The organism is Fluviicola taffensis DSM 16823, from assembly GCF_943372375.1.
Classification (GTDB): domain Bacteria; phylum Bacteroidota; class Bacteroidia; order Flavobacteriales_D; family Crocinitomicaceae; genus Fluviicola; species Fluviicola taffensis_A.
The window spans coordinates 601,985-618,398 of record NZ_CALRYJ010000001.1 but is presented as its reverse complement, the minus strand read 5'-3'; the positions used below and the strand labels follow the sequence as shown (position 1 = coordinate 618,398).

At 38.8% G+C, this 16,414-nt stretch carries 13 protein-coding genes and 1 tRNA gene; 5 read left to right on the top strand and 9 right to left on the bottom strand.

Going from position 1 to position 16,414, the window contains the following annotated elements; translation table 11 throughout:
- Positions 1 to 637 precede the first annotated feature (637 nt).
- From AAG807_RS02630 to AAG807_RS02610, 5 genes are all read right to left on the bottom strand, one after another.
- Positions 638 to 1,552, bottom strand: coding sequence for an SUMF1/EgtB/PvdO family nonheme iron enzyme (locus tag AAG807_RS02630; protein WP_341900526.1), 915 nt, complete (start codon positions 1,550 to 1,552; stop codon positions 638 to 640).
- Positions 1,553 to 1,557: 5 nt separating this feature from the next.
- Entirely contained in the window at positions 1,558 to 1,911 is a 354-nt protein-coding gene (locus AAG807_RS02625) for a hypothetical protein (protein WP_341900524.1), read from the bottom strand.
- 4 nt (positions 1,912 to 1,915) lie between these two features.
- Positions 1,916 to 2,320: a GNAT family N-acetyltransferase gene (locus AAG807_RS02620; protein ID WP_341900522.1), complete on the bottom strand. Its 405-nt coding sequence runs from the start codon at positions 2,318 to 2,320 to the stop codon at positions 1,916 to 1,918.
- A 113-nt stretch (positions 2,321 to 2,433) separates the two neighbouring features.
- Positions 2,434 to 4,083: a S8 family peptidase gene (locus tag AAG807_RS02615; RefSeq protein WP_341900519.1), complete on the bottom strand. Its 1,650-nt coding sequence runs from the start codon at positions 4,081 to 4,083 to the stop codon at positions 2,434 to 2,436.
- 120 nt (positions 4,084 to 4,203) lie between these two features.
- Complete coding sequence (locus tag AAG807_RS02610; RefSeq protein WP_294859185.1) at positions 4,204 to 4,965, bottom strand: response regulator; 762 nt, start codon at positions 4,963 to 4,965, stop codon at positions 4,204 to 4,206.
- 662 nt (positions 4,966 to 5,627) lie between these two features.
- On the opposite strand from AAG807_RS02610, the gene rpiB reads away from it, so the two are divergent.
- Positions 5,628 to 6,062 carry a ribose 5-phosphate isomerase B gene (gene rpiB, locus AAG807_RS02605; RefSeq protein WP_341900515.1) on the top strand — a complete coding sequence of 145 codons (435 nt, stop codon included), beginning with the start codon at positions 5,628 to 5,630 and terminating at the stop codon, positions 6,060 to 6,062.
- A gap of 86 nt (positions 6,063 to 6,148) precedes the next feature.
- Entirely contained in the window at positions 6,149 to 7,609 is a 1,461-nt protein-coding gene (locus tag AAG807_RS02600; protein ID WP_341900513.1) for a M28 family peptidase, read from the top strand.
- Here the strand turns inward: AAG807_RS02600 and AAG807_RS02595 are convergent.
- On the bottom strand, positions 7,593 to 8,822 hold the full coding sequence (locus tag AAG807_RS02595; RefSeq protein WP_341900511.1) for a TlpA disulfide reductase family protein: 1,230 nt from the start codon (positions 8,820 to 8,822) through the stop codon (positions 7,593 to 7,595). The genes AAG807_RS02600 and AAG807_RS02595 overlap by 17 nt on opposite strands.
- A 100-nt stretch (positions 8,823 to 8,922) precedes the next feature.
- Between AAG807_RS02595 and AAG807_RS02590 the strand changes: the two genes are divergently transcribed.
- Together AAG807_RS02590 and AAG807_RS02585 are read left to right on the top strand one after the other, a co-directional pair.
- On the top strand, positions 8,923 to 9,456 hold the full coding sequence (locus tag AAG807_RS02590; protein ID WP_294859189.1) for an RNA polymerase sigma factor: 534 nt from the start codon (positions 8,923 to 8,925) through the stop codon (positions 9,454 to 9,456).
- A complete protein-coding gene (locus AAG807_RS02585; RefSeq protein ID WP_341900510.1) occupies positions 9,449 to 10,381 on the top strand; it encodes a gliding motility-associated C-terminal domain-containing protein in 933 nt (310 codons plus the stop codon). The genes AAG807_RS02590 and AAG807_RS02585 overlap by 8 nt, the downstream gene beginning before the upstream one ends.
- Positions 10,382 to 10,810: 429 nt before the next feature.
- Here the strand turns inward: AAG807_RS02585 and AAG807_RS02580 are convergent.
- The 3 genes from AAG807_RS02580 to gltX all read right to left on the bottom strand — a co-directional run bounded on the left by AAG807_RS02580 (position 10,811) and on the right by gltX (position 12,800).
- Positions 10,811 to 10,881, bottom strand: a tRNA-Cys gene (locus AAG807_RS02580).
- 48 nt (positions 10,882 to 10,929) lie between these two features.
- Complete coding sequence (gene folB, locus AAG807_RS02575; protein WP_341900509.1) at positions 10,930 to 11,292, bottom strand: dihydroneopterin aldolase; 363 nt, start codon at positions 11,290 to 11,292, stop codon at positions 10,930 to 10,932.
- Positions 11,289 to 12,800, bottom strand: coding sequence for a glutamate--tRNA ligase (gene gltX / locus AAG807_RS02570; RefSeq protein WP_341900508.1), 1,512 nt, complete (start codon positions 12,798 to 12,800; stop codon positions 11,289 to 11,291). The genes folB and gltX overlap by 4 nt, the downstream gene beginning before the upstream one ends.
- Positions 12,801 to 13,074: 274 nt before the next feature.
- Here gltX and AAG807_RS02565 point away from each other — a divergent pair, with 274 nt between their 5' ends.
- A complete protein-coding gene (locus tag AAG807_RS02565; protein WP_341900507.1) occupies positions 13,075 to 16,410 on the top strand; it encodes a hypothetical protein in 3,336 nt (1,111 codons plus the stop codon).
- Positions 16,411 to 16,414 lie beyond the last annotated feature (4 nt).

The window sequence follows — 16,414 nt, the reverse complement described above, 5'->3', positions numbered from 1 at the left end:
ATTCTATTATCCGAAGTTGGTTTCGGTTACGGGGTGAATTTAGAGTTTCCCACAGAACGCTTACGCCTTAGCTACAGCGTTGGCGCAGGAACAATCTATTTGTTGGGAAAAAACCGGTTTTCCAAGCAGTAGAATGAGTATAAAAACAACCTGTTTCATAGAATTTTGAAGTAGAGATGCGATTTGGTATCCGATTTCATAATTAAGCGTCCTTTTGTTCTCTGGTCTTAACGACAAATTTCATTGAATCGTCTTTTGAATCAATTAATTGTAATTCTATCCTGCTTTTTTGAAAGTCTAAAATAAGAAGTTGAATAACATCGTTCGTCAAATGCCATTTTCCTTTTGTTTTAAATTCCACAAACGGTTCTCCCGAATATGTACTCCCAAATTCCTTCAAAAGAATCGTATTCGTTCTGAGCTTCATACTACGCCCACAACCTCTCCTATCTTTCTTATATAGAACAAGGGTGTCTCCATTATGAAGTGATGACAAATCGGACGCTGGACACCAATGCCCTGATTTGATAACCCGTTTCGAAAAGGTTAAACTCCTGTTTTGTGCAAATAAGGAATTTGCCGCGACTAAACACGTTACCAACAAGAACATTCTCTTTAATTTCATTTTGAATTTCAATTAATTACCCCATTTCCGGTATTCGCATTTCGCCCTGAAACCGGTGTAACTATTGATTAAAAAAGAATCTGTTCTTAGTACATAATCCAGGACAGAGCAGGAATCTATAAAACTCGCTCCAAAAAATGTTCCTTCCAAATCTGTCATTTCCCGGACATTTCCTTGCAAATGAGTGATCTTGTCTTTTTTACATCCACAGCTGAATACCTCTTTTGTCGGGTGGGGTGAATAAGGATAAACTTCTGTTTCCCGACGATTCTCCATGCAAACTCTTCCTAAATCACTTACATCACAGTGTTTTTTTCGGCACGAATGCGAATTTTTTACATTCAGGGAATCTGCAAAAATGATTACTTTCTGATAGGTGATCGGATCCGGAAGCGAATAATGCGGATAAAACCCGAAATGTGGATTCGGTTGAATTCCATAGTATTCTCCTTTAAAGTATTTTTCGATAGTAAAAACGGAATCTGCAGGAACATCAGTTTTATAATCAAAAACGCCGAATTTGACCAGCATGTATTCCATTACCCGGTCAGATCTCCATTTACAATAATCGACCGCTTGCCGGTATGAAATACCTACCACAGGGAAATCGCGGTATACTGGGTCTCTCAAATAAAAATCCACCTGTTGACTATATTTTCCGTCCAAGTTTGTCCAAACGGTGGTGTCCGGCAAAATTTGTTGATATTCTTTTGAATCTCTTCCATAAACCCGTTTAGTCCAATACAGGTATTCCAGCCAGTGAAAGTTGGTTGCTTCCGTCTTATCGAAATACTGGTTTTCCGATAATTCGATTGTTCCCGGCGGAGCCGGAAGATTTTCAAGTTTTACGTCTTTTCTAAGTTTGTAAGTTCCGCAGGAAGCTATCACAATACTCAACAGGAAAAGCAGCAGGTTGTTTTTTCTCATTTACTTTATTTTGGTTCTAAAAGGATGATCATATATCCTTTCCCATTATTCGGATGTTTCTTTGTATATGAATCTACATCTTTGATTATTTTCGGTTTGAAACCTTTTTTCAAAAATTGAATTCCTGCACCAGGACATTTTGGTGTACAGCCAACAAATGAACTAGCATCAAAATAACCATCCGATTTAGTAATAATCGTTGACGTTTTTTTGTTTTTTACAAATAAGGTGACAGTCACATCACTAAGCGGTTCATTGGTTTCGGAAGAATAAATATATCCTGTATCTCCAACGATTCCTTCGCAACCTAAAGCAAGAAATGCAATTACAAAAACGCCTATTTGTTTTACACCATTCATTCTTTTATCTCATTAACTCCATCATGTTTTCCGGCTTCGCTAATTCTGTAAACCCAAACTTGCGATACAACTCCTGTGCATCGGAAGTTGCTAAACGCCACACTTTGACATTTTTCAACAGTTCGTTTTCCAGAATGTATTTCATGAGTATTTTCGAATAACCCAAGCCCTGGTGTTTTTCGTCAATGAATACATCGAGTAAATAAGCAAATTGTGCGTAATCCGTTACAACGCGTGCATAACCAATTTGTTTTCCATGAAGGAAAATACCGAAATTCAGGGAGTTGTCCACACAGGTTTGCATCGTTTCCAAACTGCGGTCTTTTGCCCAATAAGTCTGAGCTATAAACCGGGTAATGTATTCGATATCCAGCTGGTGCTTGTCGGAAGTAATGATCAGATTTTCCATCTTATGAATTTACCACTGACAAGTTTAGCACAATATCCATAAACCGCAAAGAAGCAGAGACCGCAGAGTTTGACTCTTATTCTTCCTTTGCGGTAAAATTTTTACTGATGCTACTAATGAATGAGTTGTAGCGGTTTTGTAACAACTGTTCCGTCCTTGTAAGTCAAGGATAAGTAGTAGATCCCAGCCTCCAAATTCAGATTGGTCAGTGCAAATCCCATATCTGTCTTCACCGCATCCAGTTGGATTTCCTGTCCTGAAATGGTTCTTAAATTCAGCTGTTTCACCGTTTCATTCGGTACATAAACCGCGAAAGAACCGGTATTCGGATTTGGAAAAATGGAAACCGCCTGCTTGTCATACGCCTCTTCAATTCCTAAGTGATCTATCAAATAATTCCCGGCAGCAAAGATATTCGGCAAGGGACCTATTTTCTCGGAAACAGGAAAAAGAGTTCCAGCCACCTGAGGTTTTCCGGTACTTACCAACAAGTCTCTTATTTCATTCTTCGATAAGGTATTTCCGGTAAAATTTTTGGAAAGTGATTGCAAAAGCGTCACTGCACCAACAACTATCGGGGATGCTCCGGAAGTTCCTCCAAAATTATTTGAATAGGATTTATTCGGTCCTTCAGCTGCATAAGCTGATCCATAACCTGTTGTAACTACTCCTTCTCCATTTCCCTGTAAATCGATCCGACTTCCGTAATTGGAAAACCACAAACGGGAACGGGACACATCGTCGATGCCAACTGCTCCGGCACCAACCATAATTGCTTCCGACCAGTTTTCTTCTAAAAAAGGATAATGTCCGCCATTGCCCACAGTGAACATCGGATCATCCAGGTTACGGTTTCCATTTCCGGCTGCCTCTACTACAATCAGTCCATTTCCGGAAATCAGTTGGATGGCATCATAAAAAGGTTCGTACCATTCAACCGGCGCATAACCTTCATCCGGTGTTCCTTCGAAAGCCATTGTCTGCTGTTCGATCAAAACCACGTCACCTCCACCCAGCTCACTTAAGGTGTTAATCAATGCTTCTTCCAGGTAGTAAGCCTGATCAATATAAGCTCCGGCAAAATACAACTGGCTTTGATAAGCAATTCCCGTTGTTCCAATACCATCATTTAAGGATGCTATTTCACCCAACACCGCCGTTCCATGATTGTTACCAAATCCCGGATCTTCCGGTTGAGGTCCTACAATAATCACAGGAGGTAAATCCATATGATTTGCATTGAATGTATATTCCACATCACACACTTTAACTCCTGCTCCATAGATTGAATACGCATTCCAAAATTCCTGCACATGAATTCCTTGTTCCTGATCAAACAAATAAAGCTGAGAAGGTTGAAGATTTGGAACTACAGGAGCACTCAACTTAGGAGGAATACTCACATATTTTATAGCTGTCAACGTTTCCAGTTTTCGTTTAACTGTTTCCAAATCCACTTCATTATTCACATGGAATTCGAAAATCGTATTCGGATCCGAAAGATTCTTTTTCAGGTTCTTTTTTGCTTTTAAGTAGTAAGTCTGCAACAACTCATTTGAAATGGAGTAGAATGGCTCCCAATGTCCGTATTGTTCCAGATTGGATACATCCGGATAAGGTGCTTCACCTGAAAACAGTTTGCCGGATTGTGCCTGAACTTTTGATCCATCCTGAAACTTCACATGCAAAATGCGGATCGACGGATTTTGAGCAGATGCGATACTGATGGAAAAAGATAAAATGGAGAGTAAAACAAATTTCATAAGCAAGTTATTTTAAATCAATGCTACAGAATATTTCAATACCATATCGATTTAAAACGCGTATACTACAATCTATTGAGGGAAAGGTATTTAAGAAGCCGTGAATTGATCACTTGCTAATTAAAGCATCTTGATTCGGTTGGTCAATTCATCCCGGTATGAGCCACCGATTGGAATTAACTTGCGATCATTCTCCAATTGTAAATTCGGGAAATCAATCGATGCGATTTTATCCAGGCGAACAATGAAAGAACGGTGAACACGGATAAACTGGTCCGTACCCAATTTCGTTTCAATATCCTTCATCGTGGAATGAATCGTATACCGCGTTTCATTGGTGTTGATAACCACATAATCCTTTAACGCTTCAATGAAATAAATATCATTCATATTTAATTTCACCAATTTGCTGTTTGACTTTACAAAAATGAACTCATTGAAGGAATCTTTTTCCTTGTTCTCAACCAGGGAATAAAGCATGTCACGTTCGCGTTCCACCTCTTGTTCCTTTTTGTGTTTGTAAAGTGCCATTTCGATTGAAGTATGCAAATCAATCTCTTTGAACGGCTTTAGAATGTATCCGTAAGGTTCGGTAACTTTCGCTTTTGACAACGTAGCTTCATCCGCATAAGCAGTCAGATAAATAACCGGAATCGAATATTGGTTCCGAACAATTTCTGCTGTTTCGATTCCATTCATTTCGCCTTTCAACATGATGTCCATCAGGACAATATCCGGTTGATTGGCTTCTAATAATTCAAGGGCTTTTTCACCCGATGGAGCTGCACCAACAACATTGTATCCAAGCTTTTTCAAACTGGATTGGATATCCTTCGAAACAATGAATTCATCTTCTACAACTAATACATTAGCCTTCGTCATTCTTTTACAGCTTTGGAGTCAAAAGTAATTAAATTTGAGATTTAATCACCATGTGTTCTAATATTTAGTAGACACTTAACTTTCGTTCGTCTATTCGAATATAAACTTTAACTATGAATTGTGCAAATTAGTCTTTAAAAGGAAGGTAATCTAATAAATAGAATAAAAAGATTTTATAAAAGACTATTTACTATATCTATTAGGGGTGTTAATTCGTGTAAAACTTTTGTGTAAAAGATTCGTTTTTTAAACTTATGAGTCATTTTACCTGATTTATTGACACTGGTTTTGTTCCTTTTGGACTTCTATTACAATAGTTTACGTAGATATGAACAAATCGGGTGAAATTGTTAATGTGGATAAAATAGTTTCTTTTCTGTCTGTTAATCTGTGTTTAACATGGTGATAAAATAACGATAACTCAGTCAAACTTTATGGTGCTCAATTCAAAAACTTGTACATATGCCTAAATAGTTGGATTATCCTAGAAATAGTTATGGATTCTTTCTAACAGATATTGACAATTTTAGATTCAATCGTGTGTAAAACTACTTTTGGTAATCCGATTAAAACCAGGCCTTTCAGGAAATGGTTTTTTTCTTATTGTTAATTGATTGTTCCATTTGTTGATAAGGTGTAACTTTGACAAAACATTCATTATTATGTCTCAAATCATTCCTATAGGAGCGGATCACGCAGGGTTTCAATTGAAATCAGAAGTTATAAAACATTTAGAATCATTGGGTTACCAAGTAAAAGATTACGGATGTTATAGTGAAGATAGTATCGATTATGCAGATTTCGGTCACCCGGTTGCTAATCATGTGGAAGCAAATGAAGGTTCAAAGGGAATCGTGATCTGCGGAAGTGGGAATGGTATCAACATGACTGTTAATAAACATCAGGGAATTCGTGGCGCACTTTGTTGGAAGAAGGAGATCGCTCAATTGGCGCGCGAACACAATGATGCAAACATCCTGACATTACCTGCCCGTTTCGTTTCAGTGGAAGAAGCACTTGAAATGGTGGATATTTTTTGGAATACTGCATTTGAAGGCGGAAGACACCAAAAGCGTGTTGAGAAAATTGCCCTTTAATAATGTAGTAGTGATCATGGACAATTGAAAAGAGGTGTGTTTATAATCTTTTCAATTGCTCATTTTATATTTTCAATCTAAAAAGTATGAAAACCATTTTCAGTATTTTAGTTTCAAGTGCCTGGTGCGTTTGTTTTTCCCAACAAGTCGATATAGCCAAAAAATACAGCGCCTATATTAATGAGGTAGATTTGAAAAAGAATCTAACTATTTTGGCTTCCGATAGCTATTTGGGAAGAGAAACAGGAAAGGAAGGTCAGAAAATGACTGCTGAATTCCTGAGTGCTTACTTTCAAAAGTTGGGTTGTTCCTTTGCTCCTGGAATGACAGGTTATGAACAGCATTTCGACGTAATTGAAAGCACTCCTGGTGGAACGATGTCTTTGAATAATTTGGCATTGGATTTCAAAAAGGATTTTATCTATTACGCTTGTAAATCAAAAACGAATTTGGAGAACATACCTGTTTATGGTGTGGACCAATTGCCTAAGGTTGGAGAAACCCCCTGTTATGTGATTTATGTAATGAAAAGCCTGGAAGTTCGTAAAGAAGTTTCGGTCTTGAAAAAGCAGTTATCTAAAAATGTAAAAGGAATTATTCTTGTATCGAAGGATTACAGCACACTCTATGAGTACATGGATCATTATGTAACAACCAAAACCATGTATTTGGCAGATGAAAAGAAGAAGGAGGAATTTCCCATTCTCTTTGTCAGGGATTCTTCCATGCTTTCGCTAAAGAATAAGTCGAACAATTACCTTTTCGGAAAAGGGAAGTTCAAAGAAACCGAGCATCCGAAGCCATTGTTTATATTGAACGGACAATTGAATACGCAGCAGGAAAAATTGACGAGCTCAAATGTTCTTGCCTATATAGAAGGAAGTGATCCGGTCGGTTCAAAAGAGGTGGTGATTATAACTGCTCATTATGATCATATCGGGGTAGATCATGGAGTTGTATACAATGGAGCAGATGATGATGGAACAGGAACGGTTGCATTGTTGGAATTGGCTGAAGCTTTTATGGAAGCAAAAAAGAATGGTCAAGGACCGAAACGCTCTGTTTTGATCATGCCTGTATCCGGAGAAGAGAAAGGATTGTTGGGTTCCGATTATTATTCTTCACATCCCATCATTCCATTGGAGAATACCGTTGCAGATCTGAACATTGACATGATCGGTCGAAATGACATTGGTCATGAAAAGGATACCAATTACATCTATATAATCGGTTCGAATATGTTGAGCAATGACCTGCATGATGCAAACGAACGGGTAAATACAAAATACACGCAATTGAAATTGGATTACAAGTTCAATAGTTTATCAGACCCGAATCAGTTTTATTACCGTTCGGATCATTACAACTTTGCAAAGCACGACATCCCGGTTATTTTCTACTTCAGTGGGGTTCATGAAGATTACCACCAGCCGACAGATGATGTGGAGAAGATCATTTTCTCAAAAGTGGAAAAAGTTGCCAGATTGGTTTTCTTTACTGCTTGGGAAATTTCGGATGCTTCGAAACGGATTACTTTGAACCGGTAATACCCAAAAGAGATTCTATCAAAGCATTTGTTTTATTCACATATTCCGTATAAACCTCACCGGTTCCGGGACCATTGAATCCTGTGTGAATACGTTTTACCTGACCATCTCTTCCTATATAGATAGATGTTGGGAAAGAAATAACCTCATTGAGCATTTTAAATTGTTCGGATGCAATTCCTTTAGAAGCTTTACCGCCAACCAAAAAAGTGAAATCCAAATTTTTACGCTCCTTTAATGTGAGGATTTTCTTTGCCTGATCTTCAAAAGAATCTGCAGTCTCATACCCGATTGAAATTATTTCCAATCCTTTTGAATGGTATTTATCGTAAAGCTCCTTATAGTAATTGGTTTCATCCATACAATTCGGACACCAGGTTCCCATAATTTGAATGATGACCACCTTCCCTCTTGTTTCTTGATTCGGGAACGAATAATCGATGCCAGTTACCGTTTTCAAATTGAAGCTGAATGAAGGATTGTCTTTTTTCAGTACAGTGATTGAATCCGGATCTCGCAATTCATAATCCGGATTGTAGGTTGCCACGAAATCTGTTGAGTAATGTTTTCCACTGTAAAAGTAACCTTGCACCCGGTGATCTTTTAAAGTCCCATTCAATAGAAAAGCATGCGAACCATCAAATGCTGAAAGATAGAATTTGGAACCTTCGATAGTTCCTTCCAGAAATCTGTAGTCTCCCGTTTCTGTTCTAAACGTTCCTGTAAGATGGTTTTGATTTTGGGTAATAATTCCCAAAGCATTTTCTTCATCAGTTGTTTCAGGAGAAAAGTGTGTTTCCCATTTCCCGTTCAAATCTCCAATGGGAGCCTCTTTTTTTCGCGGTTTTTGGTTGAAATTGGCGAAAAAAGGAATTTTATAGTTTGCACCTTTATTATAGTTAAACCAAAACCCTCTGATTTCTTTCTTCTTATCCGTGATAAAGCGCAACTCAGAGTCGAAGCTTGGGAAAGGCAAGATAGTGGTATCTCCTTTTCTGATCCCGTTGGTCAATTCAATTCTTTCCTCGGCATTGTGAACAACCAACAACAACCTTTTTTGTTTTTTTTCAACGCTTAAATGAACGGGTAATTGGGTTGTTTCATTTAATTGCAAGTAAGCGGAATAGGATCCGGGAAGGAGTGAAATCTTTTGGGAATGTAGAGATGTTATTGACAGGACAATCAGTAACAAAGAGCCAACGCTTGTTTTCATGGGGGTGCTAAAGTACCACTAAATTAATTTTTTATTTTGAAGATGTTTACCTCGTGCAACCTTTTTTGGTAGTTTAGAGTCTATTGATACAGCAAGTGCTATGGATGATTTAACATTGGTAAATGAATGCGCCAAAGGAAATTCAAAAGCACAGCGAGCGTTGTTTGATAAGTTTGCTCCCAAGATGATGGCTGTTTGTCAGCGTTATCTGAGAAATACACAGGAAGCTGAGGACGTACTACAAGATGGTTTTGTAAAGGTTTTTCAGAAGATTGTGGATTTCAAAATGGAAGGATCTCTGGAAGGATGGATCAGAAGAATCGTAGTGAATACGGCTTTGGACACCATCCGAAAGAATAAGAAGCTATTGGATGATGTTCAAGTTGAAGAAGTTCAATACAAGGTATCTTTTACAGACCATCAATTTGATGGAATGGATTTGGCTCAGTTGATGAAATTGATCGACGGAATGCCGGATGGATATCGGATTGTATTTAACATGTTTGCAATTGAAGGTTATTCACATAAAGAAATAGCGGATACATTGGGAGTGACGGAGAATACCTCCAAATCTCAATACTCGCGTGCACGAGCTTTTCTACGCACTCAATTAGAACTATTAGAACGTGATTGAAAAAGATAATATACAAGAACTGTTTTCGAAGGCTTTTGAAAACCAGACCTCTGCGGTAAGACCGGAGTTGTGGGCTGGTGTTCAGGCGAAGATGGCCGCTGCAGGTGTTGCTTCTACAGCAACCGTTGCAACCAAGGGGCTTTCTGCTTTGACGAAATGGATCATTGGCTCAGCTGCAGTGGGAACTGTGGGTGTGGTCACTGCTGTTGTTGCTTTGAATTCAGGTGAGGAACCAACTAAAACAAAAAACGATTCTCCTAAAGAGATTTCGCAAAATGTGAACGTGACGAGTCCTGAAGAAAAGATGACAGAACAGTCTGCTAATAAAGGTGAGAATACTTATTCCGCTCAACCGGAAGGAAGTCATTCAACGGAATCGGCTAAGGATATTCCTTTCACAAATCCATTTGTAGTTCCTCCTGTTTATGATCAGAATGAGAACACTCTAATAGATAAGAAGGAAAGCCCTAAATCCGATGATAAAGGAATTTTAACTGATAACTCAAAAGCAGGATCAGCAGATAAGAATGATACAAAAAGATCACCGGCTGATAAAAAGGATCATACGAATGAAGCAGTAACTGAAACTCCGGTTAAACATCCGGAGAATACAAAAGAACCTGTTTTTGTAGAGCTGGAATCCAAGGTTAGTAAATTTCCTAACGTATTTACACCGAATGGAGATAGAAGCAATGATATCTACTTCGTGGAAGCTGAAAACATCAATGATTTCCAATTGGTGATTATTGATCAGAATAATCGTGAAATGTTCCGCTCAGGTACTCCTGGGGAACAGGAAGGATGGAACGGAAGAGATAAATCCGGTGATGAAGCTCCAAACGGAAGCTATGCTGCAATCGTAACAGGAAAAGATCAAAACGGAAAAAGCTTTAGGGACATTCAATTGTTCGAATTAAGACGCTAATAATTACACGTATACTGAAACATAAGAGAGAGTCCTGCATATATGCGGGACTTTTTTGTTTTATGTTCCCGCAGAGGAACGCAGAAACATAATTAGAGAGATTAATTCTTTTCAGATATATCATAAATTTCATTTGAAATTTGCGAAATTCATGTGATCAGGGGGAAAATGATGGAGTATTACAACATCTTGTAGAAACATAAAATTCGCGCATGATGTGAGGCTTTCTGAGGTCTTGTCTCCTGCATGTTCGGGAAACCGGAGTGATGCTTTTGCTTAGTTTATATAAAAACAAAAAAGCTTTACGTAATGCGAATCTTTTTGAGGTCTCGTCCGGTCCACGATAGCTATCGGGACGAATCGGAGTAATTGTTTTGCAAATGATATAAAAAATAAAAAGCTTTCATCATTTGATGAAAGCTTTTTAAGAGGTCTCGTCCGGATTCGAACCGGAGTAGACGGTTTTGCAGACCGTTGCCTAACCGCTCGGCCACGAGACCGTATTGTGGAGGCAAAAATAGTAATTTTTTATTTAACGTCAAGTAAAACTACCAAGTTCCTGTCTCAATTATGATCGCTACGTTGTCTACATCACCGTTAATAGGTGGACAAATTTTAGTGACCTTCACTCTTAAACCGATTAACCCTTTGATTTCTTGTTCAATACGTGAAACAATCCGTTGTCCTACATGCTCAATCAGTTTGGAACGGATCGCCATTTCTTGTTTCACGACTGCATTGATATGAACGTAATCAATCGTCTGACTTAGCTCGTCACTCAATGCAGCTGCTTGAAAGTCGGTTTTCATGTGAACATCTACAATGTAGTTTCCACCAATCTTTCCTTCTTCCTCTAAGCAGCCATGATAAGCATAAAGCTTTATTCCGTTTACTTCAATGGTATGATTCATCCTAGTTTGGTCAATCCGTCGTTCATGCGAGTCAAGCATTCTTCTTTTCCAAGATATGCTGCAATTTCAAACATAGATGGTCCTGTTCCGGCACCAGTAAGGAGTAATCTGAATAAAGGAAGAACAGCTCCGATACCCAATGATTTCTCTTCTAGAAAGGATTTAAACGCAGCTTCTATCGTAGGTGCATCGAAAGGAGAAACAGCTTCCAATTTATTCTTCCATTCAGTCATTAATGACGCGGAATCCTCTTTCCATTTTTTGGAAACAGTTTGTTCGTCGTATCCAACCGGTTTGTTAATCAAGTAGGATCCTTCTGTCATCATGTCTTTGACAAAGGTTGCGCGCTCTTTCATCAACTTACAGAAAGCTTCTAATCTTTCTTCGGAATCCGTCAGGTTAAATTGTTCTTTTAATAGACGTGCCAGTTCCTTTTCGGAAGTGTGCTTCAAATATTGTTGTTGGAACCATTTTGTTTTTTCCGGGTCGAATTTCGCTCCTGCTTTCCCCACTCTGTCTAAAGTGAATGCCTGGATCAATTCGTCCATAGAGAAAATTTCCTGTGTAGTTCCCGGATTCCATCCTAAAAATGCCAGCATATTGATGAATGAGCCAGGGAAATATCCGTTCTCACGGTACCCGGAATACAACTCTCCTTCAGCCGTTGTCCAGTTCGCAGGAAACACAGGGAAACCTAAGCGGTCACCGTCTCTTTTTGAAAGTTTTCCGTTTCCATCAGGTCTCAGCAACAAAGGCAAATGTGCGAATTGTGGTGCTTTCCAGCCAAATGCCAAATACATCATAACGTGCATCGGTGCGGATGGTAACCACTCTTCTCCACGGATTACGTGGGATATTTTCATCAAATGATCATCAACGATATTTGCCAAATGGTAGGTTGGCATTCCATCACTTTTGAATAAAACCTTGTCATCCAGGTTGTTAGTGTTTACAACGACCCATCCTCTGATGATATCTTCGAAACGAATATCTTCATTTCTAGGCATTTTGAAACGGATCACATAAGGGTCACCGGCTTCCAATCTGCGTTTCACTTCATCTGCAGGAAGTGTCAACGAGTTTTTCAGATTTGTGCGTGTAACACTATTATATTGCCAGTTGGGCATACCCATCTGTTTCGCTTGTTCACGAACTGCTTCCAATTCTTCCGGTGTATCAAAAGCGTAATAAGCCTTATCATTTTCTACCAGCATTTCTGCATATGGACGATACATTTCCTTGCGCTCACTTTGAACATAGGGACCATATTCTCCTCCTATTCCTGGACCTTCGTCCGGGATGATTCCACACCAACTCAAGGAGTCCATAATGTAGTCCTGAGCACCAGGAACAAAACGGGTCTGATCGGTATCTTCTATTCGAATAATGAAAGTTCCATTATTGTGTTTAGCAAAAAGGTAATTATAAAGTGCTGTTCTAACACCTCCCATGTGTAAAGGTCCAGTTGGGGATGGTGCGAAGCGAACACGTACGTCTGACGAACTCATGCTTAATTTTTTCAGCAAAAGTAATCATTTATTAACCCAGATTGAGCAATTATGCTTAATCTACCCGTAAGGCTGACGAATAAATTGTCTGGGTTAATCCTGATACAAAATTGCAGAAGGCAATTTTTTCGTCAGTCAGTGAATAGATAATTTCTATTCATTGATAAAAGATTAACCTTTTTTAAGGCTTAAGTGTACAGAATACTGAATTTGAGGGAGATGTTCTGTTTGAACTTTTCTACTTTAGTGAGTTATTCGAATTAGAATTGTTTTTATGTCAGCTTTTGATCGCTTAATTGAACAGATAGATGCCTTTATACGTAAGTATTACAAGAGTGAGATCTTGAAAGGTGTTTTAATCGTAGTTGGCTTTTTATTGGCCTCTTGGTTAACCGTAAGTGTCTTGGAATACTTTGGTCGTTTCCCGAGTTCCGTACGATTTATATTATTGATTTTGTTCCTTGGGATGAATAGCTATTTATTGGTGCGTTATTTTGCGCTCCCGATCATGCGCTTGTATTCTTTTGGGAAGCGGATTAATAGAACACAAGCTGCGCGAATTATTGGTTCCTTCTTCCCGAATGTTTCAGACCGCTTATTGAACACTTTGCAATTGAATGAAATTGTGAATGAGGATGACCGGAGCTTTGAATTGATTCGTGCCAGTGTTTCACAAAAGTCAAATGACTTGTTAGCTGTTAAGTTTGAGGAAGCTGTGCGATATGAAGAATCAAAGAAGTATCTCAAGTATGTGATTCCTATCATTTTGATTTTTGGATGTATTGCTGTCTTTGCTCCAAAATGGATCACCAAGGGTTCTTCGAATGTGGTGAACTTCTCGCAAGCTCAAGAGGCGCCCTTTGATTTCAACCTGGTAAATAAAAAGGATAAACTTCGTGAAGGAAGCTCCTACAATGTGGAAGTGGATATCACAGGATTGTATGTTCCGGAACATGTCTTTTTGGTTTCCAATCGCGGACGATATAAGATGAATAAGGTTCGGAAGAATCGGTTGGCCTTCCCTATTGATAACTTGAAATCAGACTTTGTATTCCATTTTGAAAGTGAAGGATACGAATCAAAAGAGTTTCAAGTTAGGGTGCTTGGAAATTCTTCTTTGGGAAAGGTGGTGGCTACTTTGCATTATCCAAAGTATTTGAACAAGAAAGATGAACGCTTGTTAAACATAGCTGATTTGGATATTCCGGAAGGAACCAAGGTGGACTGGAATGTGGAAGCTAGAAATGTGAGTTGGTTCAAGGTCTTCAGTAAAGGTTTTTCCAGACAATTTGATGCATCTAATGGAAGTTTCCAATCCATTTATAAGGAAGACGGGTCTATCAATTTTGTGTTGAAGAATAAGGATTTGAATGTGTTGGATACTTCCAATATTCAAGTGCATGTGATTAAGGATGCCTATCCTTCTATCCTGGTTTCGGAAAGCGTTGATTCCATTAAGACTTCCGTAAGGTTGTTCGAAGGATTAATTTCCGATGATTATGGATTGACATCGCTTTACTTCATGTATACGATTCAAAAAAAGAATGGACCGGAGTTGAAGCGTAAAATGTTGGTGGATAAATATTCCACAACAAGTGATAAATTTTCATTTGCTGTTGATTTCAGTCGCGATAATATTGATGTGGAAGATAAAATCTCTTATCACTTTCAGGTGTTTGATAACGATGGTGTGAATGGGTCAAAGAGTACTTCTTCTCAGAATTTTGTTTATGAATTACCGACACTTACGAATTTGAATGAAAAGCGAGACGAGGTTCAGAAAGAACTGAAAAACGCATTGACGGATGTCTATAAGAAAACAGAACAGTTTCAAAAGGATGTGAACAAGTTGCAGAAATCGCTGATGAATAAATCAAAGAGTGATTTTAAGAATATGGAGCAGGTTCAATCCTTGAAACAACAACAGCAATCCTTGCAGGAAGAGTTGCAATCGATCAAGGATAAATTGGATGCAAGCAATGAAGAGAAGAACAAACTGAGTGAGCAAGATGAGGAACTTCTGAAACAACAGGAACTGATCGAGGAATTGTTGAAGGAAGTCATGGATGATGAGTTGAAGAAATTGCTGGATGATCTGGAGAAGTTGATGGAGAAGAACGACCAGCAACAAATGAAGAATGAAACCGAGAAACTCGATGCTTCAAGTGACGAGATGAAAAAGCAATTGGATCGAACAATGGAGATGCTGAAGCGTTTACAGGTGAATGAGAAAATTGATGATATAGAGAAGGAACTTGACGAGCTGGCCAAGGAACAGGAGAAATTGGAACAAGATATAAAGAATGAAAAAACATCTGAAAAAGATGCTTCCAAGAAACAGGAGGAATTGAACAAGAAGTTTGATGACTTGAAGAAGGACATGCAAGAGATGCAGAAGCTGAACGAGGAGTTGGAACGTCCAATGCCTATGGACTCATTTGAAAAGGAGCAACAGGAAATTACGGATGAGATGAGTGGTGCGAAAAGCAAACTGGATCAGGGCAAAAAAAGTAAAGCCGGCGAGAATCAGAAGAAAGCAGCAGAGAAAATGAAGGAGTTGTCAGACCAAATGAATAACCAACAGGAGTCTGCAAACAAAAAGCAGGATGAAGAGGATATGAGTTTGATCCGTTTGTTGTTGGAGAATCTGATGTCTTTGAGCTTTGATCAGGAGTACGTGATGAACCGGTTTGTAAAGGTGAAGGATATGGATCCTTATTATAACAAGTTGGGAAGAAAGCAGCGAAGCATCATTGATGATAATAAGTTGATCGAAGACAGCTTGATGGCTTTGGCAAAACGTCAGACAAAGATTGCTCCTTTCATTGACAAGGAATTAAAAGACATCCGTTCCAATTTCGGGTTGATCACGAATGAAATCGGTGAGCATAACAAAAGAGGAATGCAGCAACATCAACAATATGTAATGACAAGTTATAATAACCTGGCGTTGATGTTGAATGAAAGTTTGCAGTCAATGCAGCAACAGGCTCAGCAGCAAAAACCTGGTTCAGGTTCATGTGACAATCCTGGTGGAGCTGGAAAAAAACCTAGTGGTGGACAAATGTCACCTGGTGATATGAAAGAGATGTTGAAGAAACAGCTCGAGCAAATGAAGAAGGGTCCTAACCCTGGAGGAAAAGAGCCTGGTGATAAACCGGGTCAGGGAAGTCAGGGAATGCCTGGACTGGGAAACAAAGAAGTTGCAAAAATGGCAGCACAGCAAACTGCAATTCGTCAGCGATTGGAGCAAATGAGAAATGAAATGAATAAGGAGGGAACTGGAAAGGGAAATCAGTTGAATCCTTTAATAAAGGAATTGGAGGAGCAAGAAAAGCAATTGATCAACAAGCAGTTTTCTCCGGATATGATTCGTCGTCAGCAGGACATCCTGACTCGTTTGTTGGAAAGTGAGAAAGCATTGAAAGAAAGAGGCTTCGAAGAGAAAAGAGAATCTACTTCCGGAAAAAGTATCAATTATGGTAACCTTATTCGATTTGATGAGTATAAGCGTAACAAGCTTGGACAAGTTGAGTTGTTACGTGCCGTTGATCCTTTGTTGACAAAGTACTATAAGGACAAGGCAGGGAAATACTTCAATCAGTTCTAGCATT

Excerpts from the sequence above, each read along its gene's own strand:
- AAG807_RS02630 (WP_341900526.1), bottom strand. The coding sequence starts at position 1,552 with ATGAGAAAAAACAACCTGCTGCTTTTCCTGTTGAGTATTGTGATAGCT.
- AAG807_RS02625 (WP_341900524.1), bottom strand. The coding sequence starts at position 1,911 with ATGAATGGTGTAAAACAAATAGGCGTTTTTGTAATTGCATTTCTTGCT.
- AAG807_RS02620 (WP_341900522.1), bottom strand. The coding sequence starts at position 2,320 with ATGGAAAATCTGATCATTACTTCCGACAAGCACCAGCTGGATATCGAA.
- AAG807_RS02615 (WP_341900519.1), bottom strand. The coding sequence starts at position 4,083 with ATGAAATTTGTTTTACTCTCCATTTTATCTTTTTCCATCAGTATCGCA.
- AAG807_RS02610 (WP_294859185.1), bottom strand. The coding sequence starts at position 4,965 with ATGACGAAGGCTAATGTATTAGTTGTAGAAGATGAATTCATTGTTTCG.
- rpiB (WP_341900515.1), top strand. The coding sequence starts at position 5,628 with ATGTCTCAAATCATTCCTATAGGAGCGGATCACGCAGGGTTTCAATTG.
- AAG807_RS02600 (WP_341900513.1), top strand. The coding sequence starts at position 6,149 with ATGAAAACCATTTTCAGTATTTTAGTTTCAAGTGCCTGGTGCGTTTGT.
- AAG807_RS02595 (WP_341900511.1), bottom strand. The coding sequence starts at position 8,822 with ATGAAAACAAGCGTTGGCTCTTTGTTACTGATTGTCCTGTCAATAACA.
- AAG807_RS02590 (WP_294859189.1), top strand. The coding sequence starts at position 8,923 with ATGGATGATTTAACATTGGTAAATGAATGCGCCAAAGGAAATTCAAAA.
- folB (WP_341900509.1), bottom strand. The coding sequence starts at position 11,292 with ATGAATCATACCATTGAAGTAAACGGAATAAAGCTTTATGCTTATCAT.
- gltX (WP_341900508.1), bottom strand. The coding sequence starts at position 12,800 with ATGAGTTCGTCAGACGTACGTGTTCGCTTCGCACCATCCCCAACTGGA.
- AAG807_RS02565 (WP_341900507.1), top strand. The coding sequence starts at position 13,075 with ATGTCAGCTTTTGATCGCTTAATTGAACAGATAGATGCCTTTATACGT.